The following is a 22,114-nucleotide window of genomic DNA, read 5'->3' as shown; positions in this document are numbered from 1 at the left end:
CATTCCGCCAATAGTTGCCGGGCAAACGCAAGTCACCAGCCTGCGAGCACCCGGTCGGCAGTCTCATCCCTTCGTCGACGCGGACATCAATCTCCATCGGCGGTGTCCCCGACTCCAACGAGAGACGGCCGATCGGATCGGCCACCCGCCAACCGTTCGGGTTGGATCGTGTGCGGGCTTTAACCGCGTGGTCACACCGCGGCGCAACATCCATTAACCCAAGATTGTGGTTCTCCCGCCTCACTCCACGCGGTCCGAAGTTGCGGCCCCGCCGCCGCTTCGCGCAATTCGAGGCGCTCCACCGCAACAAATGGGCTTCGCAGTGGCCGCAACGACACATCATGTTGCCGGAATGCTGCGCGCCATCGGATTCGGCGCGTGAAGCGCAGTCATTTGACTGAAATTTTCGGAAGAGTTGAGCCGTGCAGTTTACTCGAACTTTCTTTGTGACGCTCTAGTTCCACGGCCGGAAGTTCCATCTCGGGCAACGGAGAAGCGTCCTCCCAAGGCGCGCTCCACGGTCCAACCCGGCGACGAGGGATCGCCCGAGAGCTGCAGCATTGTCGTCCACCAGATTGCGCTACCCAAGGCTCAATTGAATAAAGCTTTATCCGATCCGGAATTGAAATGAATTTGGCTCGCGAATCGATTGAACTGGTGGAGCAGGTCGCACGCATCCTGTGGTTCGAAGGCACCAAGCACGGCTTGCGCGACCGCGAGTGGATGGCGCTGCGTTTCCTCTTCCGCGCCAACCGGTTTTCCCGCACGCCCTCGGCGCTGGCGAGTTACGTCGGCACCACCCGCGGCACCGCTTCGTTCATCATCGGCGAGCTCGAACGGCTCGGCTATCTCGAGCGGAAGCGCTCGGCCAAGGACAAGCGGTCGGTGATGCTGAGCGTCACCCAGCAGGGCAAGAAGTTCCTGGCGCGCGACCCCGTCAACGTGCTCGTCGAGGCGATCGACGTGCTCGACGATGAGGCCAAGATCCGCTTCCGCGACGCGCTGCGCCATGTGCTGGATCAGTCCGATGCGGCCGAGCAGCGGCACCATACCGACGTCTGCAAGCGCTGCATCTTCCTCCGGGAGGATCGCACCAGCGCGGACGGCAAGACGACGGTCGAGTTCTCCTGCCGCCTGTTCCGCGCACCGATCGCGGAGCCCGAGGTCGAGCTGCTCTGCACCAGCTTCGAGCACCACCGCCAGTAGAAGGCGCCATCGATCAGGGCGTTGTCTTGCGCGACGAATAGACGACGCCGCCGCTGGTCTCCACCACGAGGCGCCCGTTCTCGTTCCGGATCTCCTCGATGCGGCCGAGGCCGGGCACCTGCTGTCCCAATACGGCCTCGATGACGCCATTCGGGCTTTGCAGGATCGCGATCCCCTCATAGGCCTGCCGCACCGACCAGCCCTTGACCACTTTACGCGGCGCCGCCGTGCGTTCCGACGCAGGCACCGACCCCGTGTATTCCGGCGCGGCGACCGAGGCCATCATCGGCATCGTCTGCGAGGGCGGCTGCGAAGCAACGGTGGCCGGCGCCGGAGTCTGGGCTTGCGCCTGGGCGAGCTTGTCGAGCTTCACGGTGGAGGACGAACTCACCCGTTCAATGCGGTCGAGGTTCTCGGCGAACCTGCCGAACCGGTCATTGGTGGCCTTGCTCGATTGGTCGACCGCGGTGCGCAGGCCGTCGAGATTTTCGGACACGCCCGACACCTGCTTGCGCAGCTGGGCGACCGTCTCGCGCAGGTTCCTGATCTCGGTATTGGCCGCGACATTGTTCTGAGCGGGCTGCGTGGTGAGATAGGCGATCACGCCGGTGCAGGCGCAGACCACCAGGACGGCGGCGACCGCCAATGTCGCGAGCGGCACCACCCAAGCCGGACGGGGCGGCGGCGGCTTGGCGACGATCACGGCCGGCTTGATCACGGTTGGCGTCGGCTTGGGTATCGCCATCTTGTCGAGGCGCGCCTTGGCGCGAATGCGCTTCAGTCCCTCGAGCGCCTCTTTCGCCAGCGTTTCGTCGTTCGCCGCAGCCGACATGCGCTTTGCACTTGCTGCAGGCTTGGTCGCTTGCGTCGCATTGTTCTTTACATCGTTCTTTACGTCGCGAGGCTCCGAAGCCGGCTTCGCTGCCGTGGGAGCATCGGCGGTTGCGCTGGGACGAGCTTGTCCATCGGACAACATGTGAAAATGCTCCGTTCGCTTCGGTCTATCGAACGGCGAATTTATTTGCCCAAGCTTGCCTGAAACGTGCGCATCGAAAACGTTTCATCGCGCCCGAGGCGACACCCGATGAGTCGAAAGCGGCACGCACGCGGCGAGAGTGCGACTCGAAAGACACACACTCGCCAAGATTTCGCCAAGCTGGAGTCTCCGCGCCACACGTGAGTCGAATTGTCGCATGTGGAAAGACGGTGGATAGAGTCAATCCCGGGTTGAAAACCCCTCCATATGCGTGGCCCGCAGCACCACCCAAAACAGCTGTGATTATACAGGGATGCGGAACTATAGACCCTGTGCGACGCAAAATTAGTTCGGCATCCAAATCAACTGGTGCTGGTTGATGTATCAAGAATCAGCTCGAAACAAACCAACAGCATCAAACACGCATAGCAATCACTTTGTTCCGCGCGCTTGATCGGGAATCGGCAATTGTTACGGTCCTACTCAAGTGATTCTCGCCAGTTGGCGAGGAGACCGGCAAAGTTCAGTAGCGTTCGGACGCGATAGGCAACTTGGCGCAACTGTTCTAGGTCGCTGTCTCAATCCGCCCCGCGAGGTGAGCCGTAAGACACCCGCCGGGCCTCACGCAGTAAGCGTTCAGTATCGAGTCGAAGTAACAGGCCCGCGGAAAACGCAGGCACTGAATGCGTAGGGCTGCCCGCGAATATCGAAACCATAACAACGGTTCGCGGGATGGAAATATCGTCAAACAGCATGATCGCCGAGCCGGTGCATCACAAACAACCAGCCGGTCGCGACAAGTGCGAAACAGGGGCGAAAGACTGATGTATATTATCGTTGATGATCGCGAGAGCGTCACGAACAGCTACGTTGGAGGGCTCGTTCGCGAAGGCGTATCGTCGATCGGCTTCTCCTCGGGAGAATTCTGGGACTGGCTGCAATCCGCGAGTGAATCGGACCTCGCGGCGGTCGACGCCTTCCTCCTTGGGGATTGCGACGGCCGCGGAGCGCTGCCAAGGGCGATGCGCAAGCGCTCCTCGGCTCCGATCATTGCCATGAGCGGCCAGAAGATGCTCAAGAACACGCTTGAGCTGTTCGAATCGGGTGTCGACGATGTCGTGCACGTGCCGATTCATCTGCGCGAGATCCTGGCCCGAACGGCGGCGATCGCGCGCCGCCGGGTCGGCGAGCTGCCGAGGCCCTGCGAGACCAGGATCCAGGTCTTCTTCAACGGGCGTGACCCCGAGATCGCCGGCCACGCTCTCACCCTGCCCCGCCGCGAACTGCGCATTCTCGAATACATGGTCAGCAACCACGGCAAGTGGATCACCAAGACGCAGATCTTCAACGCGGTCTACGGCATCTTCGAGTCCACCTTCGACGAGAGCGTGATCGAGAGCCACGTCAGCAAGCTGCGCAAGAAGCTCCGCGACCGCCTCGGCTTCGATGCGATCGTGGCCCGGCGCTACGTCGGATACCGCCTGAACATCCCGGCCGGCGAGACCCTCGACGAGCCGATGCAGGACCTCGACGAGGTCGGCATCCTCCTCAACAGGGCGCACGTCGCACCGACCGCGTATCCGGCCGGAAACTGACGCCGTCGGCGCCACGAAACCGACAACGGCCTCCGCGAAGTATCTTCGCGGAGGCCGTTGCACTTTCAGGAGCTGGAAGGCCAGAACAAAGGCCTCGCAGGGCGGGCACAGCCCGCGGCAGGGCGAGACGAGACTGGCGTCTCAGGATCTCAGCGGAAGGTGCTTCGCGGAAAGCCGCGTCACGCCTGTCCGGCGAAAGCCTACGGCTTCGACTGGAATTCTTCCTTGGAGACGTAGTTGAAGTCCTCGACCAGGACATCCTGGACGACGTCGGCCTGCATCCGCTCGTTGACGCGCTGCTTGATGGCCGTGGTCAGGATCGAGAGGTCATAGCGGGCGAGCTTCCTGAAGTCGAGGCGATCGTCCGCATAGATCCTGCGGAACGCCTCGTCCACCACGAACGGCTCCGGCGGAACATTGAGTTGGTGCATGGTGCGCGCCTCCACGGTGTAGACGAAGCGCGCGACGATATAGCCCTGCACATTGCCGTTCTCGACCATGGGCACGCTCAGCGCCCGCGTCTTCTGATATTGGAGGCCGTCGAGATATGCGTCCTTGGCGGGCAGCAGGCTGCCGTTTTCCTTCCAATAAGCCACGGCGTAGCTCGTGCCCGCCGTCAGGATGCAGACCCAGAGCCCCGCCAGCACGAGTCTGATCATTTTCCGTCCTGCGCTGCACGACCGGTGTAGGTGCCGTCCGACTCCGCATCCTTGATCGCCTTGACGATAATGGAGGCGACTTCACGCACCGCGTCGTAATGCATCTCGAGGAGCGACCGGTTGCGCTCGAGCTTCTCGCGCAGACGCTGGATCTCCTCGGTGACCTCGACCTCGGCGCCGAGATGCATCCGCGCCCGCATCAGGCGGACGAATTCGAGCATGCTCCGGCTCTTGCGGGCGCTGAAGTCGTCGAAATCGATCTTTTTGCGCGTCGCGAGCGCAGCGGTTTCCTCCTCGACAATGCTTTCGAGCCGACGGATCGCCGCCAGCAGGCCGCGCACCTCGTCCGACCTGACCGCATCGGCGCCGTCGATCACCGCCTCGCCGCCGACATTCGGCAGCAGCACCGGCAACAGCGCATCGGCTGATGCCGCTGCAATCGTCATCGTCTCGGTGTCCACGACCGGCTGCTCCACCACCAGGGCTGCCGCGCCTTCATGTGCCTGCATAAGAAAATCACCCCTCAACTTCTGTCACCCATTCCCGGATCATCATCCGGCCTTCCCGTCACGTCCGGCCCCGCCGGGTGTGCACTGGCGAGCTGCTTCGCAATGCCGATGCCCTTGCCCTTTGCCAGTTGAGCGCCCAGTTGCTCCGCCAGCATCGACTTCCAGACGCCGCCGGCCGTGCCCTTGCCAAAGACCGCCTCCGACTCCTTCGGCAACATGGTCTCGACGAAGGTCTGGAGGATGAATGCCTCGAACTTGCGGTAGACCTCGCCGGATCCCGGCGCCTTGATCACCTGCACCGGCGCCCCGTTCACCGTGCCCGACTGTGCCTCGGCGACCTTCGCCGCGGATTGATCGGCAGCCGCCGCGGCCTTGCCCACCTCGGCGTCCATCGTGGCGGCGAAATCGGCGTCGGACGATTTCAGCGCATCGAGCTTCGCGGTCGCCGCGCGCTGCGTCACGGGATCGGCCGCCTCGAGGACGTCGAGGACGAGGTCGGGCGTCGCTGTCACGATCATGTCTTGTTCCGGCTGGCTGGCCGTGGCGTCCAAGCGCGCACGGTAAGGCTTGTTCCCTTCATCTCTTCGAGCGAGCGCTTTTCGGCGTCGCGAAGCTTCTCCGCGAGCGCCGCCTTGGCAATTTCCTCGAGCTGCTTCACCCGGCGGGTCTCGAGGCGAACCTTGTCGAGCTGCTCCGAGGCCTGCTCCGTCACGACGCGCGCGCTCGCGCTCGTCCTGTTGAGCCGCCTTGCGATCGACTCGCTCGACGAGCCCGCCGGCGGCCTGCCCTCGTTCAGCGCCCCGACCAGCCATTCCTGCTCGTCCTGCAAGCTGCGCTCCTGCTGCCGCAGATGCGCGAGCTGCCATTCGGACAGCCGGAGCTGGAGCTTCACCAGCGAAACCATCCGACCAAGCTTGTCCGCGCGCGACTTCATGATCTATCACTCCGCCAGCCACGACGAGACGCCGAGAATGAACTGCGTCAGAAGCTCGTCGCTGGTGAGATAGAGCAACAGGAAGCCGCCGAACAGCACGAACGGCACCGAGATGAAGTAGACCGGAATCGCCGGTGTCAGCTTGTTGATGAGCCCGACGGCCAAGTTGACGATGACGGAATAGACGATGAACGGGCTTGCGATCCGCAGCGTCAGCACGAACGCTTCGGAGAGACGGCCGACGAGCTGGTCGAGCGCCATGCTGCCGCCGATCCTGCCGCCGGGATGCCAGACGTCGTAGGAGTTCATCAGCCCACGCAGCACCTGCCAGTGCTGGTCGGTCATGAAGAACAGCGTGGTGACCGATGCCATGATCAGGGGCACGAGGGCCGGCGCCGGATCGGTGTCGGCGACGGGCGTTCCCGGGATGTTGCTCAGCCCGATCGCGCTCGCCATCACGGTTGCCATGGTCTGGAGCGCGAGAAAGAACACGCGCCCGCCGAGGCCGATGACGCTGCCGACCAGGATCTCCGAGCCGATCAGGAGCGCGAGCGACAGCGGCGCTGCGTTGTCCGTCAGGGGCTTCAGCACCGCGATCAGGATCGGTGTCAGCGCGAACGTGGTAACCAGCGCGATGAACAGGCGGACCTGGGCCGGGAGGTTGACGCTGGAATAGCCGGGCACGAACATCAGGCAGGCGCCAATGCGGCAGAACACGATGAACGTCACCAGCACGCTGTCGGCGAGGCTGCTGATCACGATATGGCTCCGAGCGCACGGATCTCGGCGCTGCGCGCCACTTCGACGTGCGACAGGATCGGCAGCGTCGGGAACACCCGCTCCAGGATCATCCGGACATAGGGGCGCGCTTCGGGGGTCACCGCCAGCACCACGCTGGTGCCGTTCTCGGTGAACTTGCGGATCGCGGCGCTGGCTTCCGTCGCGAACTGCTCGATGAGACGCGGATCGGCATCGAACTCGACGACGTCACCCTTGGAGTCCCGCTTCAGGCTCTGGTGGAAGGCGAGATCCCAGCGATTGCCGAGGCGAACCACATTGAGCACGCCGTTGTCGGAGAGGTCGCCGCAGATCTGCTGGGCGAGGCGGGTGCGCACGTGCTCTGCGACCTGCTCGGAGCGCCGCACGTGAGGCGCGATCTCGGCGATCGCCTCGAGGATCAGATGCAGGTTGCGGATTGAAACGCGTTCGGCCAGCAGGATCTTCAGGATCGCCAGCAGGCCCGAATAGGAGATCTGGGACGGGCAGAGGTCCTCGACCAAGCGCTTGTATTCGGGATCGAGCCGGTCGAGCAGCGCGCGCATGTCCTTGTAGGACAGGAGCTGGGCGAGGTTGGCCCGGAGCACTTCGCTCAGATGCGTGAGCAGCACCGACAGGTTGTCGACCGGCTTGCAGCCCTGCCGCCTGACTTCGTCGGCGAAGGCTTCCGTTACCCACAGCGCCTTCATGCCGAAGGCGGGCTCGATCACCTCCTCGCCGGGCACGTCCGGCTTGCCGTCCTTGTCGACGAGCACCAGCACCTCGCCGAGCCTGAGCTCGCCATGGGCGATGCGGGTGTCGTGGATGCGGATCTGGTAGCCCTTGGGATCGATCGAAAGATTGTCGCTGAGCTTGATCTCGGGAATCACGAAGCCGTATTGCTTGGCGAACTTCTTGCGGATCTTTGCCACGCGGTGCGCAAGCTCGGTGCGCGAGCCCAGGAGGTGGACCGAAAGATGGCCGCCGAGCGCCAGCTCGATCTCCGCCGTCTTGAGCGATTCCTTGACGGATTCCTTCGCCTCGACCTGGGCACGCTCGTTGGCCTTGCGCGCCTCTTCCTTCTGCTTCTCAGCCGCCTGCCGCTTGGGCAAGGTGTAGCCGACGAAGGCCATGACGCCGCCGAGCAGCACGAAAGGCGCCATCGGCAGCCCCGGCATTAGCGCGAGCACGAACATCATCAGCGCGGCGGCCGACACCGCGCGGGGATAACCGCCGAGCTGCCGCAGCACGGCCTGCTCCGCCGAGCCCCTGGTGCCGCCCTTGGAGACCAGCAGGCCCGCGGACAGCGACACGATCAGCGCCGGCATCTGCGACACCAGACCGTCGCCGACGGAGAGCTTGGTGTAGACGTCGGCGGCGCGCGACAGCGTGAGGCCGTGATGGGTGACACCGATCACGATGCCGCCGAAGATGTTGATCGCGGTGATGATCAGACCGGCGATGGCGTCGCCGCGGACGAATTTCGAAGCACCGTCCATGGCGCCGAAGAACGCGCTTTCCTCTTCGAGCTCGCGGCGGCGGCGCTGGGCTTCCTTGTCGTCGATCAGGCCCGCGGACAGGTCCGCGTCGATCGCCATCTGCTTGCCGGGAATGGCGTCCAGGGTGAAACGGGCGCCGACCTCGGCGATACGGGTCGCACCCTTGGTGATCACGACGAAGTTCACCGTGACCAGGATCGCGAAGATGATCAGGCCGATGACGAAGTCACCGCCCATGACGAATTTGGAGAAGCCGGCGACGACATAGCCGGCGGCCTGCTCGCCCTCCCCGCCGCGCGACAGGATCAGGCGCGTGGTCGCGATGTTGAGCGCCAGGCGCAGGATCGTCGCAATCAGCAGCACGGTCGGGAAGGCCGAGAAATCCAGCGGCCGCTGGATCCACAGCGCGACCATCAGAATCAGCGCCGACAGCGCGATCGAGAAGGCGAGGCCGAGGTCGATCAGGATCGGCGGGATCGGCAGGAACAGGATCGTGAGCATGGTCACGATGCCGGCCGCAAAGAAGGCGTCCGCCCCGAATCGGCGGGGGCTGGGCAGGCTAGCAGCTAACGTATCGGCCATGGGTCACCGGCAGGGGGTCCGCCCCACTAGTCTGCCGCGCAAAGCTTACGCGAGGGTGGTGGCCGCCTCGCGGCTTAGAAGCCCCGCTCGATGTGCGAATAGACCATCTCGGTGAAAGTCGAGAGATGGGCGCCGATGAACGAGCCGGAGACGGCGACAACCACAAGAATGACGATGATCTTCGGAACAAAGGTCAGCGTCACCTCCTGGATCTGGGTCAAGGCCTGCATCAGTGCAATGATGGTTCCGACCAGCATCGCCGAGCCGACAGCAGGCCCGGAGGCGACGATGATGGTCCAGATCGCCGCTTGGACGATGTCGAGGGCGTCCCGCTCGTTCATGACTGGCTGATGGTGAGGCCGGGCCCGACGGCGACCTTCGTGCCGCTCTCGAGGGTCGCGACGGCGCCGTCGTTGTTGATGGAGACCGACTTGACCTTGCCGGAGAAGCTCGCGCCGGTCGCGTCGGTGAAGCTGACCGTCTTTCCGATCAACGAGTCGGCCTGCGACAACGACTGCGAAGACAGCAGCGCGTCCAGCTTCGCATTGGTCTGCATGGCCTGCTCGACCGTCGAGAGCTGGGCGAACTGGCTCATATATTGCGAGGTATCCATCGGATTGGTCGGATCCTGGTTCTTCATCTCGGCGACGAGAAGCTGAAGAAAGGTATTGTAATCGACGGTGTTGCTCGACGTGTTCGTCGTGTTTCCGGTCGACTTGCTGGTGCTGTCGGTCACGCTGGTGACGTTCATGTGCCTCTCCGCTGTCAGGCAGCCTGGAATGGGGAAACGATCGTGGCGCCGGCGAGGATGGCCTGCTCCACCGGAAACAGCGCCCGGATCCGCTTGAGCGCCTCGAAATAACGCGTCGCCCCGACCAGCTCGTCGACCGCGGCAAGCCCCTCCAGCATCTCGTGGCTTTCGCACACTGCGACCAGAGCGGCGTGATGCTGCCCGTAGAGCGCCGAGGCATCGCTGACGTCGGTCGGGTTCATCAGCATGAGCTGGACGATGAAATAGAGCTGCCGCATCGCCGTGGTCGCATCCGACGCCTGCATGATCTGCCCTTCGAGCAGGAACATGACGTCGTTGACGAGCTCGACGGAGACCTTGCGGTCCACGCGCAGCACCGCGCCGTTGATGTAGATCCGTTCGCCGGCCCGCAGGGAGATCTTCATCAGAGAGCATCCCGGATCAGGCGGTTGATCTCGATAAGCTGCATCACGTCGGCCGACTTTTCTTCCCGAAGACGATCGGCCTCTTTGATCACCCACAAGCCGATCGAGATGATGTCGGCGCGCAGCTTGTCCGGAAGGCCGTTTTCCGGATGCGAGAGATCCTCGATGAAGATCGTCCACAGGCGCCGCACATAGAGCAGGCTCTGGATATGCTCCTCGAGACTGAAGCGACCCTTCTGGAGCCGCTCGAGGCGGTCGATGCCGAGACTGAGCGCCTGACGCTCGCGCCCCCTCGCCTCATAGCCGCTCTCGTCGACGACCGCTGCATAGGCTTCAAACGTCATCAGGACCACTCTGTGCAGGAAACGGAATAACAGGACAAAGTTCGTAAACCCCGGAAACGAGCTCTGGCTCAGAGATAATTGATGAGGCTGATCTTCTGGAGCTGCGAGGTCAGCGCCAACGCTGTCTGGATCTGGGTCTGCAGGGTGTTGACCCGGACCGAAGCTTCCGTCGGATCGACCTTCTCCATGCCGACGATCTGATTGTTCAGAATGTCCTGCTGCGTCTTGAGCTTGTCGGTTGCGGAGGTGATGCGCTGCTGGACCGTACCGACGCTGCCGCCGAGCGTAGCGAGATCCGAGATCGCACTCCCGACGAGGCCGATGGCCTTGTCCACGACGACCTGGAACGTCTCCTGGCTCAGCTTCGCGTTGCCGAGATCGGCCATCATGGTGTAGGCCTCGGCGAGCTTGCGGAAGCCGGTCTGGTTGGCGCTGACGGACGTATCGACGACCTCGGTCGTGGAGATACGGCTTTGCATGACCTGGTCAGTCGCCGATGACCAGTTGGTGTTCCAGGTCGGGCTCGCGAACTCGGCATCGAAGCTGGTGTTGAGAAACGTCTGCATCTGGGCCGGGGTTATGCTGCTCACGCTGGCCGAGGACTGCGAGAAGCCGAAGGCCGCAAGGAAATCGGCGTCGACCCGGTTCTTGCTGGCCGAGCCCGTCGCATAGGCCGTGATCGGCATGTTCTGCGTGTTGATGCCCGAGAAGAGATACGATCCGTTGTAGGAGACGTTCAGCGCGCCGATCAGATCCTGGAGGTTGGCGGACGCAGGCGGCAGCACGACCCGCCCGCCGTTATCGGTACTGCGGGCCGCGATCAGGTCCTTGAGGAAATCCGTTGCGGTCTTGCCGAGCTGGGTGATCCGGTTCTGCGTCACGTCGAGGCGCCCCGAGACGAGCTCGTTGGTATCGACGAGCTGATCGGCGAAGCTCCAGTCCGCCCGCAGGGTGAGGTCGCTTCCCGTCGTGGCACCAAGCTCGAGGCCAACATCGGAGAAACGGCCGGTGGTGGCTTCCTTCGATGCCTTGCTGAGCGCAGCCTGGTTGTTCGTGATCGAGGTCCTCAACGACGAGGACAGCATCAGGGTCGAGATGTAGTTCGCGCTCATCATGGCTTAATTCCCCACGGCGGACAGCAGGCTCTGCAACATTTGGTCGACGGTCGAGATGATCTTCGACGAGGCTGAATAGGTGCGCTCGACCTGAAGCATCAAGGACATCTCGTCGTCCATGTTGACGCCGCTGACGTTGGACAGCGCCGCGGTGCTGCGGTCGAGCAGCGTCTTCTGGTAGGTGACGTTGGAGTCCGCGGTTTTGCGCTGGTTCTCGATCCAGCTCGTCGACGACGAGGCGTAATCGATCAGGCTGCCGCTCGGCTTGCCTTGCGTGGTTGCATCGAACGGCTGCGCCGCATCCATGCCGCCGATGAGCTGCTGCAGCCGGACCGAGTAGCCGCCGTTGCCGGCGGTGTTGTATCGGTATGCAGGGTTGCCGCTGATCGCGCCGTCGCGCAGCAGATTGGGGTTGCCGCCCAGGGCCGGATCGACCGATGCCGCGACACTGATCAGGCCGGCAAGGCCGACCGAGACGGTGGCGCTCGCCGGCATCGCCGGCGCGCCGGGATAGGTGAAGAGACCGGGAACGTCGGGCAGCGCCGCGGCGGTCTGATCGCTCTCCCTGAAGGTGTTGATCAGGCCGCGTGCGATTTCGTCGAGCTGGCTCTGATAGGTGACGGAGTCCTTGTCGCGCAGCTGGGCGAGACCTGCGAGCTTGCCCGACTTCAGCGGCATCACCGAATTGGCGCCGGTTACCGGCACGCCGTCGATATAGACCGCGTTGCCGGTGGTACCGGGCGAATAGATGTTGGTCGCCGTGAAGCTGACCGTACGCGCCGTCTTGTCGAACAGCACGACGCCGCTGTCGGTGTAGAGCGCAGCATCGCCGTTGGTGCGGATCGACATCGAGACGCCGACCTCCTCCGACAGCTTTGAGACGATGCTGTCGCGCTGGTCGAGATAGTCGGTGATGTCGTCACCGGCAATCGTGCCTCTCACGATCGCATTGTTGACCTTGTCGAACTGGGAGAGGAGCTGGTTGATGTTGGCGACCGAGGTCGCCATGTCGGCATCCGCCCCCTCGCGGACCGATTGCACGGTCTTGGTCGCCTGATTGAGCGCCGTCGCCATGTCCTTGGCAGACGTGACAGCCGCCTGCGCCAGGGTGGTGTTGTCCGGGGCGTTGGCATATTGCTGCAGCGCCTTCTTCAGCGCATTGAGCTGCGAGGTCGGCGACTGGTCGAGCTGCGGATCGTCCACCGTGGTAGATGCGATCTTCTGCAGGCCGTCATAGATCGCGCTTTGCTTGGCCGACGACGAAGTCGCGGTTAGAACGTTGTTGTAGAGACCCGAGCTGGCGGCGCGCTGGATCGCCGCCACATAGACGCCGGCCCCGGGAAGATTGTCCAGCACGGCGATCTTGCGCGAATAGCCGGCCGCGCTGGCACCGGCGATGTTGCGCGAGATCGTCGAGGACTGGATGCCCGACGCCATAAGCGAAGCGCGGGCGGAGTCGAGAGCGGCGGTAAGCGACATGATTTGCTCCTGCCCGGAACGGATGCTGAAGAATTCAGCGCTTCAGGTTGACGACGACGTCGAGCAGGTCGGAGCCGGTCTGGAACGATTTCGAGTTGGCGGTGAAGCCGCGCTGAGCCTCGATCATGCCGGTGAGCTCGTCCGCGAGGTCGACGTTGGAGTCTTCCAGGGCGCCGGACTGAACCGTGCCGAGGCCGCCGGTGCCGGCATTCCCGGCCTGCGCGTTGCCGGAGTTCATGTTGGTCGAGTAGACGTTGCCCGGCTCCGGCGTCAGGTTGTCCGGGCTCGCGACGTTGGCGAGCATGATGGTGTAGAGCGTCAGCTGCTGCCCATTCTTGAGGACGGCCGTCACGTGGCCGGCGGTGTCGACGTCGACCTTGTCGATGGGAGAGGGAACGCTGCCGTTGACGGTGGCCTTGAAGCTGAAGTCGGTTCCGACCTGCGTCAGGTTCGACATGTTCAGGGTCATCGCCGCACCGCCGGGAACGGTAAAGGTCATACCGGTCGGGCTCGCCGCGGCCAGCGTGCCCTTGCCGGTTGCGGTCGTATCGAAAGTGAAGGTCGTGGGGGCCGCGAGCGCCGTACCTGTCGCGGAGTTGTAAGCCTGAACCTGCCAGGTGTCCAAGCCCGCAGCCGTCGCCGTGTGGGACATGTAGACGTCGATCGTAACAGCCTGGCCGATATTGTTGTAGGCCACGATCGAGCTCTTCGATGAATACGACGCCGGGCCGGGCGGACCGGCGATCACGGCCGCCTTCGGATCCAGATTGCCGGTCGTGAGCGTGCCCGCCGTCGACGGCACGGGCACCTGCGATACCTGGGCGATGTTGACGATCTGCATGCCGGACAGGCTGTTCTGCGAGAAATTGCTCACGTTACCGGGCTGGCCCAGGAGGTAGTAGCCGGCCGCGTTGACCAGATTGCCCTGGGCGTCCGGCACGAACGAGCCGGCGCGCGTCAGATATTGCTGCGTGTTGTTGGCGTTCGACACCACGAAGAATCCGTTGCCCTGGACGGCGAGGTCCGTGGTCGACGTGGTGAACTGCGTATGTCCTGCGTCGCTGATGGCGTAGCGGACCGTCGTTTCGACGGCGCCGGAATCGTAATTGCCCGAACCGCTCTTCAGGATCAGCGATGAGAATTCGGTCGAAGCCCGCTTGTAGCCGGTCGTGTTGACGTTCGCGATGTTGTCCGAGACCGTCGACAGCTTGTTGGATTGCGCAGACATGCCGGAAACGCCGGTGCGCATAACACCATACAGGCTCATGAAATGGGCTCCTTTGGTAGGTTGCAGCTACAATGAGGGTTCTTGCTTGCGCGGGGCTGATGGTCGGGAACCGTGCACAACTTCATGTTGTCAGGTCGTTTTCGGCTGGCAGAACGAGCGCGCCTTGTCGGTCCACGCACCGAAGCCGCTCGAGACGAGATGAGCGACGATGTGACAGACATAGCGCTTCTGCGCCGGCTGGTTGTTGGGGCCCGCATTGTAGCGCGCGACCGCCATGGTCCAGCTGCCTTCGCGCTGCTTCAGCTCTTTCAGGAAGCGCGCGGCGTAGTCGACGTTCCGGGCGGGATCGAACATCGCCTGCACGGAGGCAAACTTGTCACCGTGATAATAGTGGTTGATCTGCATGCAGCCGAGGTCGATCAGCTTGATGCCCTTGGCTCGCATCGCCTCGAAATTCGCGATCGCATCGTTCATGTCCTTGGCGAACACCGTCTGGCCGTCGGCGCCGAGCGCATAGGGATAGAGCGCGCCGCGCCGTCCGGTCTCGGTGAGGCCGACGGCATAGAGAATGCCGAGCGGAATGCCGTGCTGCTGGGCCGCGCGCGCCATCTCGCGCTCGCAGGGGCGCGCGCTGTCGGCGGCTGCCTGGGCAGCGCCGGCGTTACAGATAAACAGGGCCGCGACGAATCTGCGGCGCCACGTCCTGGTCATGACGCGTCTCCTGGTTGGACTGGCGCTCCTGCCGGGTCTGTCTCGCGCCGCCGTCAGATTGTCCCGACGACGTGCCGGCGCCGTCGAACGTGCCTTGCGACTGTGAGGATGATTGTTGCTGGCCGGAGACCTGCGGCTGTGGCTGGGACTGCGACTGGCCGGAGCCGCCCTGGAATCCGTCGAGCGAGCCGTGCTGGACGGGCGCGACGTCGGCGACGTAACCGGCGGACTGCATCAGATCGCGGATCGAGTCGCGCTGCTGGTCCAGCATCTGGCTGGTGTCCTTGCGCTCGGCCGCAAGGTGGATCGAGACCTCGGAGCCGACCAGGCGGAGGCGCACCGTGACATTGCCGAGCGCCGGCGGCTCCAGATTGACGGTCAGGATCTTGAGCGGCTGATCCGGCGCATTGGTCTGGGACCCGGCGAGATCAGGGGCTGCGGACGACGCCGACGGCGCCGTGGATTCCTTCAGTTCCGCGACCACCGCATTGGCGACCTGTTGTGGAGCGTTGAACTGAGCGGGAGGCAGATGGGTCTCCTGCTGGACCACGGTGACCTTGATGGCCTCGGGCAATGCATCCCGGGCGCTGGCCTTGACAGCGCGTTCGACATTGGCCGTGACGGCCTCGAAGCCCGACGTTGCGGGCAACGCCTTTGACGCATCCTCGTTGTCCTGCTGCGCGGCTGCTGCTTCCGGCGAACGCGCGCCGATCGGAGCGGCAGGGGTGGGGGCGGAATCAGCGGTTGCGATCTTCGCCATGCCCGCAGCCTGAACCTCGCGCTTCGACGTCGAGGAGCGCTCGTCGCGCGCGGATGCATCCCTCCCGCCATCCGCCTGCGATTGCACTTGTGACTTCACGGCCGGCACGGCGGCGAGTTCCTGTCCGACGATCGTGGGCATGCTCGACCCGCTCGAGGCGTCCGCCTTCGCAGCATCGTCGACCGGACCTTGCGTCTCCGAGGCGTGATCGGTCTTCTGGCCGGACTTGTGACTGGGGCCGGCCTCGTCGCTGACCTCGGTGCGTTCCTGTCCCGTTTCGTCCTTCCCGGCCCGATGCGCGAGGCGCGCGCGGAGCGTTCCAGTTTTAACACTCGTGTCGCTGCCTTCGTCGTTGAGTGCCCGCTTCGCCAGATTCGAAACGGTGTGAAGCAGATCGTTGAACGAATCCGCCTGCGATTTCGTCCCCGTCGCTTTCGCCGAACGCGACGCGCCGCGCATATTGAGGCTCTCGGCGAGGCCCGAGAAGAGCTGTCCGGAGGTTCCGCTGAGTTTGGTCATGGGCGGCGATCCTTGGCGAGGAGTTCGAGTTCGCCGAGCTGCTTCTGCGCGCGCGCGAGCGTCGCGTTCGATGCGGCGAGATCGAGGCGCGCCGGCGTAGCCGGGGGCTTGTCGGCGGCGGCGGCGGGGCCGCCTGCAAAAGGCTTGCGCACGTCGAGCGCGAGCTGCAACGTTGCGTTCAGCAGCGCGACATCGCGCTCGGGCAGCTTCGACCGGTCGAGCGCCTTCAGCTCGGCAAGTCCGCCGTCATATTCGTCGGTGAGCGCGCGCGAGGCGCCGCGGAAGAAATGCGCACGCTCGCGCTCCGCGGAGGCGTCGGCGCTGAGCGTCAGCGCACGCTCGGCCGAGAGCCGGGTCACTTGCATCAGTCCGCGCAGCATCGCGTTGCGCGCGATCATGAGGTGAAGCTTGAGACGGCTCGCGCGTTCGATCTGCTCGAGCAGCGCGGCGATCCGCGCGAAGCGGCGCTCGTCGAGAGCCAGGCTCGACTGCGTCAGGCCCATGGAGAAGCGCTGCCAGAAATCGCCGGCATAGACCGAGTTGCGGTAGTGGCGGATATAGGCCAGCGTCAGGAACTCGAACTTGTCGAAATCCTCGGCCTGCCCGACCAGCAGGATCTCGCGCCGCAGCGCCGCCTCTTCCACCAGTGTACCGGGCAGGAGCAGACGCGCATCGTCCAGACGCTCGATCGCGAGCGATGCCTCGGTGCGCGCGAACAGCGCGCCCTGCACCAGCGCGACCTGTCCGCCCAGGCCCGACGGAAGTGTCCGCGGCTTGATGTCCTTGAGCAGCTCGCGCGCTTCGTCCTGGCGGCCCTCGACATAGGCGAGCGCGCCGTCGAACAGCCGTCCGTCGACGTTCATCTTCTCTCGCGGCAGCTTGCGGACCAGCTGCGGGGCGCCGCCGCTGAGCAGGTAGATGACGACGGCCTGGCCGTTCTGCGGATTGCTCCACACGTTCGCATCGGCGGCGAGAAACTTCTCGCCGACCTGCCGGATCAGCGCGATGTGACTGCCATGCGCCGCGGTGTCCCCATTGGCGATGCCATCCTGCACCGCCTGCAAGGCACGCACGAGCTCATACGGTTCACTCGACGTCGAGGCCGGAGCCGCTGCCGGCTCGGCAAACGCGGGCGCCGCCGTCGGCGGCAACACCATCAACAGGGCAGCGCAGAGAAGCGGCCTGATCACGTGCGCTTCTCCCGGATCAGGATCTCGATCCGGCGATTCTGCGCGGCCGCCGGATCGCTGGGAAGTTTCGGCCGCCGGTCGGCATAGCCTTCGACGTGCTCGATCCGCTGCGCATCGACACCGGAACGGACCAGCATGTAATAAGCCATCTGCGCGCGGGCGGTCGACAGCCGCCAATTGTCGTAGTTCTCCGACTTGTACGGCCGATTGTCGGTGTGGCCGCGGACGATGATCACGCCCTGCCGTTTCGCCACCAGCGGCCCGATCTTGTCGATCACCCGGATCAGTTCAGGCCGCGGCTCGGCCGAACCAACCGCGAACATGCCGAAGCTCGCATCGTCGGTCAGGCTGACCAGCAGGCCTTCCTCGACCTGGCGCACCTCGGCCACCGGCCCGGCGCCGGCCTTGATGTCCGACAGCGCATCCGCAATCGCGGACTGCAGCTGCTTGACGGTCGGCTGCTGGGTTTGCGCGGCCTCGCGCGCTTCGGAATCCTTCTTCGCGTCGTTGGGACGCGCCTGCGTGCCGGGCTGCGCGTTCGCCTGGACGCTGCCGTCGCGCGACGACTGCGACGGCGCAGGCCCCGGAGGCAACAGGGGCGACAGGCTCGCGGACGGCGCATCCGCGTTCGGAGCGATGCTTCCGCCGGCATCGTCCGTCCTGGCGCGGCGCGCCTGCGGCCCGCCCTGACCGGAGGCGGTGTCGCGGGCGGGTGGGTTCGGCTTCGGCTCGCTCTCGATGATGCGATCCGCATCCTTCGACGCCTGCGGCGTCAGCTTCCAATAGCCGGGGTCGAAGGGATCTCGATAGGCATCGCCGCCCTTGAGGCCATCCTCTTCCGCGGACGTCAGCGAGCCGGCGCGGCGCTGGCCCGAGGCCTCGTTCGCATTGTTGGCGATCTCGGCAAGCGTCGCGTAGGGATCGCGGAACAGGACCTTCTCCTCGTAGAACGGCGGCTTCTCGGCCGTCGGCGAGTCACCGCGACGCTCCTCGCTCGGCCCGCCCGGCTGACGCCGACCCTCCTGACCGTCGAACGTGGTCGGCTCCTTCTTGGTGAGATCCTTCAGACCTTTCGGCGCCGGCGCATTCTCGGCGAGCTTGATCGGGTTGAAGTAGCTCGCGACCACCTGCTTCTGGTCCTGGTTGAGCGCGTTGAGCAGCCACATCACCAGGAAGAACGCCATCATCGCGGTCATGAAATCCGCATAGGCAATCTTCCATACCCCGCCGTGATGCGCCTCCTCGGCGAAGGCGCTGCGGCGGCGGACGATCACGAGCTCTTGCTTGACCTCTTCCACCATGGCTACTACCGGCGCGCTTCCTTCAGGCGTTCGCCCCAGGCCGTGATCTGCGTCTCGATCACGGTCTGGTCGGCGACGACGCGGACCTCGGTAGTGTCAGCGACCTCATACTCGACTCCCGTGCGCCTGCTGGCCTCGAGCTGGGTCCTCACGAGGTCGAGCAGCTCGCTCGGGCCGGTGACCTTGAACACCGGCACCGGCGAATTGCCGGTCAGGGCCGCGATCTGCTCGACCAGCGATCCAACCGCCTTGTCGCGGACGGCATCGGCGAGGAAAGGCAGCAGGATGCGCGCGACGGAGCTCGCGATGTTGGTTTCGATCTCGCGGCAGGCCGCCTCGAAGCCGCCGACGATGGCGGCCGCCTGCTGGTCGGACCACTTGGCCCGCTCCTCGCCGAGCCGGATCGCGCTGCGGACGCGCTCCTCGGCGACCCTGGCGTCGCCTTCGGCAATGCCGGCGGCATGGCCGCGACGATAGGCGTCATCGAGAAGATTGACCGGCGGAGCTTCCGCCTCGGGCGCCGGAGGCGATTGAACCTGCGGCTGCGATTGAGGCTGACGCTGCGGCTGGGCCGGCGGTTGCGGCTCGCGCCGGGCCTCCTTCGGCCGCGTCAGCACGTCCTGGATCTTTGGCGGCGGAGGCGGCGGCGACTTGACCCGGCCATTCGCGTCGAACTGCGTCAGGAGTTTTCCGATTGCCGCGTTCATGCCGCCTCCTCGCGTCGCATCCAGTCTTTAAGGATCGCTGCCGCTTGGCCCTGATCGAGCCGGACGATCTGCTCGAGGCGCTTCTGCGGCGTTCGCTGCATCTTGCCTTCGAGATCCTCGACGAGGTTGAGCTCGGGATCCTGGCTCTCGGTTAATGCAAGGGCCGCGGCGGCTTCGAGCTCGGCAGCCTCGGCTGCCTCGGTCTGCTCCTGCGCCGCACGATGGGTCAGAATGCCGTTGACCGCCGGCCGAAGCCCGAACCAGACCAACATGGAAGCGACCGCCAGGATCGTCACCGCGTTGATGACGCTGCCGAGCTGCTTGTTGATCATCTCGACGAAGCTGATCGGCGGCACCGGTGCCAGCTCGCGCGAGCCCTCGATGAAGTCGACGGCCGTGACCTGGATCTGGTCGCCGCGAGCCTTGTCCAGCCCGCCGGCCGTCGCCGCGAGCTGGCTGATCTCGGCGAGCTTGCTGTCGATGATGGCCTGGTTACTCTTGTCGCCGAGATCGGCGACCAGACGCGCGCGGTTGACCAGCACGGCGATGAAGAGCTTCTTGACCAGATAGCCGTCGCTCACCGTCGTAGTGGTCTTGGACGAGACCTCGAAATTGGTGACGTCCTCGCGGCGGGTCTTGTCTTCGCTGGAGTTCTTGCCACCGCCGGAGTTCACCTGCTGATCGGGGAGGTTCTGCTGCACCGTGGTCGGCTGCGAACGGTCGGCATTCTGCGAGGATTCCTTCTCGCGGACGTTGCGCACCGAGCGTTCGGCCCGGCTCTCCGGATCATAGACGGTCTCGTTGATCTGCCGCTTGTCGGTGGAGAGCTGCGGGGCGACGCTGACCTCGAAATTGTCGAGGCCCAGATACGGCGTCAGCGCCTTGCGGATGTTCTCCTGCACCATCCCGCCGACCGTCTTCTGCAGGCTCGCCATCTTGGTGGGCGCGGCGCTCGCCTCGTCCTCCTCGGCGAGCAGCATAGAACCGTCGGCGTCCAGCACCGTCACCTTGTCGCGGCTCATGCCGGGGATCGCGGCCGCGACGAGATGACGGATCGACTGGGCGGTGCGCGCCTCGATCGCGCCGTCGGTGCGCAGCACCACGGACGCCGAAGGCGGCTGTTGTGTCGCGCGGAAGGATCCGCGCACCGGCAGCACGATATGCACCCGCGCCGCCTTCACGCCCTTCATCAACTGGACGGTGCGCGCGATCTCGCCCTCGAGTGCGCGCAGCTTCGTCACTTCCTGCATGAACGAGGTCAGGCCGAGCGAGCCGATCTTGTCGAACAGCTCGTAACCGGAATTGGCGCTGGTCGGCAGGCCCTTTTCGGCAAGGAGCATGCGCGCCTGCATGGTCTGGCTCGGACGCACCGAGACGGCGTCACCGGCGGTATTGACGTCGAAGGCGATGTTCTGCTCGCGCAGCGCTGCGCCCATGCGCGTCACGTCTTCGCGGGTGAGGCCGGTATAGAGCGTCTCGAATTCAGGGCGGCTCAGATAGTAGGCGCCGCCGACGACGGTGACGAGAACGGCAAAGCCGATCACCCCCAAGGCCATCAGCCGTCGTGGCCCAAGCTCCAGCAGATTGTTGAGCAGTTGCTGTATCTGCGCACGACTGAACAGCATATGACCTCGTACCAATGCGAACATGGAAGACACTCCGCTGCCAACCTTGTCTGAAGGTTGCGCGAGGCCACGAATGTGTCGGTTCGCGGGAGAGGCGTGGTAAATTTACAAGAATTCGGCCACGCAGCCACGCGTATCGGCAGCAGGCGCACAGCCGGTTGTATCGGGGCGTGCTCGGCTGCGGCGTACTGCTTCAAGTCTGGCGTCGGGAGGTCGATTGCCGGCACGTCATGCGCCGTCACATCCGCCGTTCATGGCGGAGACCGTGCTCCCTTGGGAGCACGGTCGTTTGCAAAGCCGAGGCCTACTTGAACAGCGACAGGATGCTCTGGCTGTTCTGGTTGGCGATCGAGAGCGCCTGAACGCCGAGCTGCTGCTGGGTCTGAAGCGCCTGCAGGCGCGTCGATTCCGCGTTCATGTCGGCGTCGACGAGCTGGCCGATGCCGCGATCCACGGAGTCCATCAGGTTCTTGACGAATTCCGTGTTGGTCGCGATGCGGTTCTTGACGGCACCGAGATTGGCGGCAGCCGAGGCAACCGTGTTGATCGCCGCGGTGACCTGGTTGATGTAGCCGTCGAGCTTGGCCTGGTCAGTCGCCGCGTCGGTCAGCGAGCCGATGGCGATCGTGTCGACCGACGCGAAGCCGGTCGTGCTGTTGCCGGTCACCGTATCCAGGATGCCGGTCTTGGTTGCGCCGTTGACGGTGTAGAGCGCGAAGGTGGCCGTCGTCACCGTGATGGAGCCGATGGTGGGCGTACCGCCGACACGCGAGTACGACGACACGAGGTTGAAGCTCGTCGGCGTCGCCGTGGTTCCGGTCGAGGTGTCGATGCTCAGCCAGTTGATGCCGTTGATCGTGGCCGAATTGGCCTTGAGCTTCATATCCTGCTGGATCTGGGTGACTTCCGACTGGATCTTGGTGCGATCGATACCCGCGGTCTTGGCCTCGACCAGCAGCGCCTGGAGCTTGGTCAGGCCGGATTCCTTGTCGCCGATGACCGTGTTCAGAGCGGTGTATTCGGTGTCCACCATCGCGGCCGACAGACCGAGCGAGTCGGAGACCGCGGAGAGCGCGGCGTTGTCGGAGCGCATCGAGGTCGCGATCGACCAATAGGCCGAGTTGTCCGCGGCAGTCGAAACACGCTGGCCGGTCGAGATCCGGTTCTGCGTGGTCGCGAGCTGCGAGCTGACGTTGCGGAGGGTCTGCAGCGCGGTCATTGCAGACGAGTTGGTGAGAAGGCT

The 22,114-nt window shown here is 64.5% G+C and carries 23 protein-coding genes; 2 read left to right on the top strand and 21 right to left on the bottom strand.

Going from position 1 to position 22,114, the window contains the following annotated elements:
- The first annotated feature begins 627 nt into the window (after positions 1 to 627).
- Positions 628 to 1,206 carry a MarR family winged helix-turn-helix transcriptional regulator gene (locus tag A5906_RS04565; RefSeq protein WP_080134096.1) on the top strand — a complete coding sequence of 193 codons (579 nt, stop codon included), beginning with the start codon at positions 628 to 630 and terminating at the stop codon, positions 1,204 to 1,206.
- A 13-nt stretch (positions 1,207 to 1,219) separates the two neighbouring features.
- Here A5906_RS04565 and A5906_RS04560 read toward each other — a convergent pair whose 3' ends face one another.
- Positions 1,220 to 2,182 (bottom strand): hypothetical protein, encoded by a 963-nt coding sequence (locus A5906_RS04560; RefSeq protein WP_080134095.1) that lies wholly within the window; start codon positions 2,180 to 2,182, stop codon positions 1,220 to 1,222.
- 824 nt (positions 2,183 to 3,006) lie between these two features.
- Here A5906_RS04560 and A5906_RS04555 point away from each other — a divergent pair.
- Complete coding sequence (locus A5906_RS04555) at positions 3,007 to 3,777, top strand: response regulator transcription factor (protein ID WP_080134094.1); 771 nt, start codon at positions 3,007 to 3,009, stop codon at positions 3,775 to 3,777.
- A gap of 200 nt (positions 3,778 to 3,977) precedes the next feature.
- Here A5906_RS04555 and A5906_RS04550 read toward each other — a convergent pair whose 3' ends face one another.
- The 20 genes from A5906_RS04550 to A5906_RS04455 all read right to left on the bottom strand — a co-directional run.
- A complete protein-coding gene (locus A5906_RS04550; RefSeq protein WP_018641232.1) occupies positions 3,978 to 4,436 on the bottom strand; it encodes a hypothetical protein in 459 nt (152 codons plus the stop codon).
- The gene (locus tag A5906_RS04545) at positions 4,433 to 4,945 is read right to left on the bottom strand and encodes a flagellar biosynthesis protein FlgN (protein WP_080134093.1); all 513 of its coding nucleotides are present in this window, start codon (positions 4,943 to 4,945) and stop codon (positions 4,433 to 4,435) included. Before A5906_RS04545 ends, A5906_RS04550 begins: the two co-directional genes overlap by 4 nt.
- Before the next feature lie 14 nt (positions 4,946 to 4,959).
- Complete coding sequence (locus tag A5906_RS04540) at positions 4,960 to 5,463, bottom strand: rod-binding protein (protein ID WP_080134092.1); 504 nt, start codon at positions 5,461 to 5,463, stop codon at positions 4,960 to 4,962.
- Complete coding sequence (locus A5906_RS04535) at positions 5,460 to 5,879, bottom strand: hypothetical protein (RefSeq protein WP_080134091.1); 420 nt, start codon at positions 5,877 to 5,879, stop codon at positions 5,460 to 5,462. Before A5906_RS04535 ends, A5906_RS04540 begins: the two co-directional genes overlap by 4 nt.
- Positions 5,880 to 5,885: 6 nt before the next feature.
- Positions 5,886 to 6,638: a flagellar biosynthesis protein FliR gene (fliR, locus tag A5906_RS04530; protein WP_080134090.1), complete on the bottom strand. Its 753-nt coding sequence runs from the start codon at positions 6,636 to 6,638 to the stop codon at positions 5,886 to 5,888.
- Positions 6,635 to 8,716, bottom strand: a complete 2,082-nt coding sequence (flhA, locus tag A5906_RS04525; RefSeq protein WP_080134089.1) for a flagellar biosynthesis protein FlhA — start codon at positions 8,714 to 8,716, stop codon at positions 6,635 to 6,637. Before flhA ends, fliR begins: the two co-directional genes overlap by 4 nt.
- A gap of 74 nt (positions 8,717 to 8,790) precedes the next feature.
- Entirely contained in the window at positions 8,791 to 9,057 is a 267-nt protein-coding gene (gene fliQ, locus A5906_RS04520; RefSeq protein ID WP_080134088.1) for a flagellar biosynthesis protein FliQ, read from the bottom strand.
- On the bottom strand, positions 9,054 to 9,467 hold the full coding sequence (flgD, locus tag A5906_RS04515) for a flagellar hook assembly protein FlgD (protein WP_080134087.1): 414 nt from the start codon (positions 9,465 to 9,467) through the stop codon (positions 9,054 to 9,056). The genes fliQ and flgD overlap by 4 nt, the downstream gene beginning before the upstream one ends.
- 14 nt (positions 9,468 to 9,481) lie before the next feature.
- Complete coding sequence (gene flbT / locus A5906_RS04510) at positions 9,482 to 9,892, bottom strand: flagellar biosynthesis repressor FlbT (protein ID WP_080134086.1); 411 nt, start codon at positions 9,890 to 9,892, stop codon at positions 9,482 to 9,484.
- Positions 9,892 to 10,236 carry a flagellar biosynthesis regulator FlaF gene (gene flaF, locus A5906_RS04505; RefSeq protein ID WP_080134085.1) on the bottom strand — a complete coding sequence of 115 codons (345 nt, stop codon included), beginning with the start codon at positions 10,234 to 10,236 and terminating at the stop codon, positions 9,892 to 9,894. Before flaF ends, flbT begins: the two co-directional genes overlap by 1 nt.
- 68 nt (positions 10,237 to 10,304) lie before the next feature.
- Positions 10,305 to 11,351 (bottom strand): flagellar hook-associated family protein, encoded by a 1,047-nt coding sequence (locus A5906_RS04500; protein WP_080134084.1) that lies wholly within the window; start codon positions 11,349 to 11,351, stop codon positions 10,305 to 10,307.
- A 3-nt stretch (positions 11,352 to 11,354) separates the two neighbouring features.
- Complete coding sequence (gene flgK, locus A5906_RS04495; protein ID WP_080134083.1) at positions 11,355 to 12,830, bottom strand: flagellar hook-associated protein FlgK; 1,476 nt, start codon at positions 12,828 to 12,830, stop codon at positions 11,355 to 11,357.
- 34 nt (positions 12,831 to 12,864) lie between these two features.
- Complete coding sequence (locus A5906_RS04490) at positions 12,865 to 14,097, bottom strand: flagellar hook protein FlgE (protein WP_080134082.1); 1,233 nt, start codon at positions 14,095 to 14,097, stop codon at positions 12,865 to 12,867.
- Positions 14,098 to 14,187: 90 nt separating this feature from the next.
- Positions 14,188 to 14,769, bottom strand: coding sequence for a transglycosylase SLT domain-containing protein (locus tag A5906_RS04485; protein WP_080134081.1), 582 nt, complete (start codon positions 14,767 to 14,769; stop codon positions 14,188 to 14,190).
- Positions 14,720 to 16,048 (bottom strand): flagellar hook-length control protein FliK, encoded by a 1,329-nt coding sequence (gene fliK, locus A5906_RS04480; protein WP_080134080.1) that lies wholly within the window; start codon positions 16,046 to 16,048, stop codon positions 14,720 to 14,722. Before fliK ends, A5906_RS04485 begins: the two co-directional genes overlap by 50 nt.
- On the bottom strand, positions 16,045 to 17,238 hold the full coding sequence (locus A5906_RS04475; RefSeq protein ID WP_080134079.1) for a chemotaxis protein: 1,194 nt from the start codon (positions 17,236 to 17,238) through the stop codon (positions 16,045 to 16,047). Before A5906_RS04475 ends, fliK begins: the two co-directional genes overlap by 4 nt.
- Complete coding sequence (locus A5906_RS04470) at positions 17,235 to 18,536, bottom strand: MotB family protein (RefSeq protein WP_080134211.1); 1,302 nt, start codon at positions 18,534 to 18,536, stop codon at positions 17,235 to 17,237. Before A5906_RS04470 ends, A5906_RS04475 begins: the two co-directional genes overlap by 4 nt.
- Before the next feature lie 8 nt (positions 18,537 to 18,544).
- A complete protein-coding gene (locus tag A5906_RS04465) occupies positions 18,545 to 19,246 on the bottom strand; it encodes a hypothetical protein (protein ID WP_080134078.1) in 702 nt (233 codons plus the stop codon).
- On the bottom strand, positions 19,243 to 20,871 hold the full coding sequence (gene fliF, locus A5906_RS04460; RefSeq protein WP_080134077.1) for a flagellar basal-body MS-ring/collar protein FliF: 1,629 nt from the start codon (positions 20,869 to 20,871) through the stop codon (positions 19,243 to 19,245). The genes A5906_RS04465 and fliF overlap by 4 nt, the downstream gene beginning before the upstream one ends.
- Positions 20,872 to 21,175: 304 nt before the next feature.
- Positions 21,176 to 22,114: flagellin (locus tag A5906_RS04455; RefSeq protein WP_136614961.1), on the bottom strand; the 939-nt coding region annotated here is incomplete at its 5' end.

This window comes from Bradyrhizobium sacchari (genome assembly GCF_002068095.1).
GTDB classification, from domain to species: Bacteria; Pseudomonadota; Alphaproteobacteria; order Rhizobiales; family Xanthobacteraceae; genus Bradyrhizobium; species Bradyrhizobium sacchari.
Note: the sequence above shows the minus strand (reverse complement) of the source record. Positions and strands in the feature narration are given on the sequence as shown.

Coding starts and splice junctions, on each gene's coding strand:
- flbT (WP_080134086.1), bottom strand. CDS start 9,892: ATGAAGATCTCCCTGCGGGCCGGCGAACGGATCTACATCAACGGCGCG.
- A5906_RS04465 (WP_080134078.1), bottom strand. CDS start 19,246: ATGAACGCGGCAATCGGAAAACTCCTGACGCAGTTCGACGCGAATGGC.
- A5906_RS04500 (WP_080134084.1), bottom strand. CDS start 11,351: ATGATGAGCGCGAACTACATCTCGACCCTGATGCTGTCCTCGTCGTTG.
- A5906_RS04545 (WP_080134093.1), bottom strand. CDS start 4,945: ATGCAGGCACATGAAGGCGCGGCAGCCCTGGTGGTGGAGCAGCCGGTC.
- flgK (WP_080134083.1), bottom strand. CDS start 12,830: ATGTCGCTTACCGCCGCTCTCGACTCCGCCCGCGCTTCGCTTATGGCG.
- A5906_RS04535 (WP_080134091.1), bottom strand. CDS start 5,879: ATGAAGTCGCGCGCGGACAAGCTTGGTCGGATGGTTTCGCTGGTGAAG.
- A5906_RS04555 (WP_080134094.1), top strand. CDS start 3,007: ATGTATATTATCGTTGATGATCGCGAGAGCGTCACGAACAGCTACGTT.
- A5906_RS04550 (WP_018641232.1), bottom strand. CDS start 4,436: ATGATCAGACTCGTGCTGGCGGGGCTCTGGGTCTGCATCCTGACGGCG.
- A5906_RS04485 (WP_080134081.1), bottom strand. CDS start 14,769: ATGACCAGGACGTGGCGCCGCAGATTCGTCGCGGCCCTGTTTATCTGT.
- flgD (WP_080134087.1), bottom strand. CDS start 9,467: ATGAACGTCACCAGCGTGACCGACAGCACCAGCAAGTCGACCGGAAAC.
- A5906_RS04560 (WP_080134095.1), bottom strand. CDS start 2,182: ATGTTGTCCGATGGACAAGCTCGTCCCAGCGCAACCGCCGATGCTCCC.
- flaF (WP_080134085.1), bottom strand. CDS start 10,236: ATGACGTTTGAAGCCTATGCAGCGGTCGTCGACGAGAGCGGCTATGAG.
- fliF (WP_080134077.1), bottom strand. CDS start 20,871: ATGCTGTTCAGTCGTGCGCAGATACAGCAACTGCTCAACAATCTGCTG.
- flhA (WP_080134089.1), bottom strand. CDS start 8,716: ATGGCCGATACGTTAGCTGCTAGCCTGCCCAGCCCCCGCCGATTCGGG.
- A5906_RS04490 (WP_080134082.1), bottom strand. CDS start 14,097: ATGAGCCTGTATGGTGTTATGCGCACCGGCGTTTCCGGCATGTCTGCG.
- fliQ (WP_080134088.1), bottom strand. CDS start 9,057: ATGAACGAGCGGGACGCCCTCGACATCGTCCAAGCGGCGATCTGGACC.
- A5906_RS04565 (WP_080134096.1), top strand. CDS start 628: ATGAATTTGGCTCGCGAATCGATTGAACTGGTGGAGCAGGTCGCACGC.
- fliK (WP_080134080.1), bottom strand. CDS start 16,048: ATGACCAAACTCAGCGGAACCTCCGGACAGCTCTTCTCGGGCCTCGCC.
- A5906_RS04540 (WP_080134092.1), bottom strand. CDS start 5,463: ATGATCGTGACAGCGACGCCCGACCTCGTCCTCGACGTCCTCGAGGCG.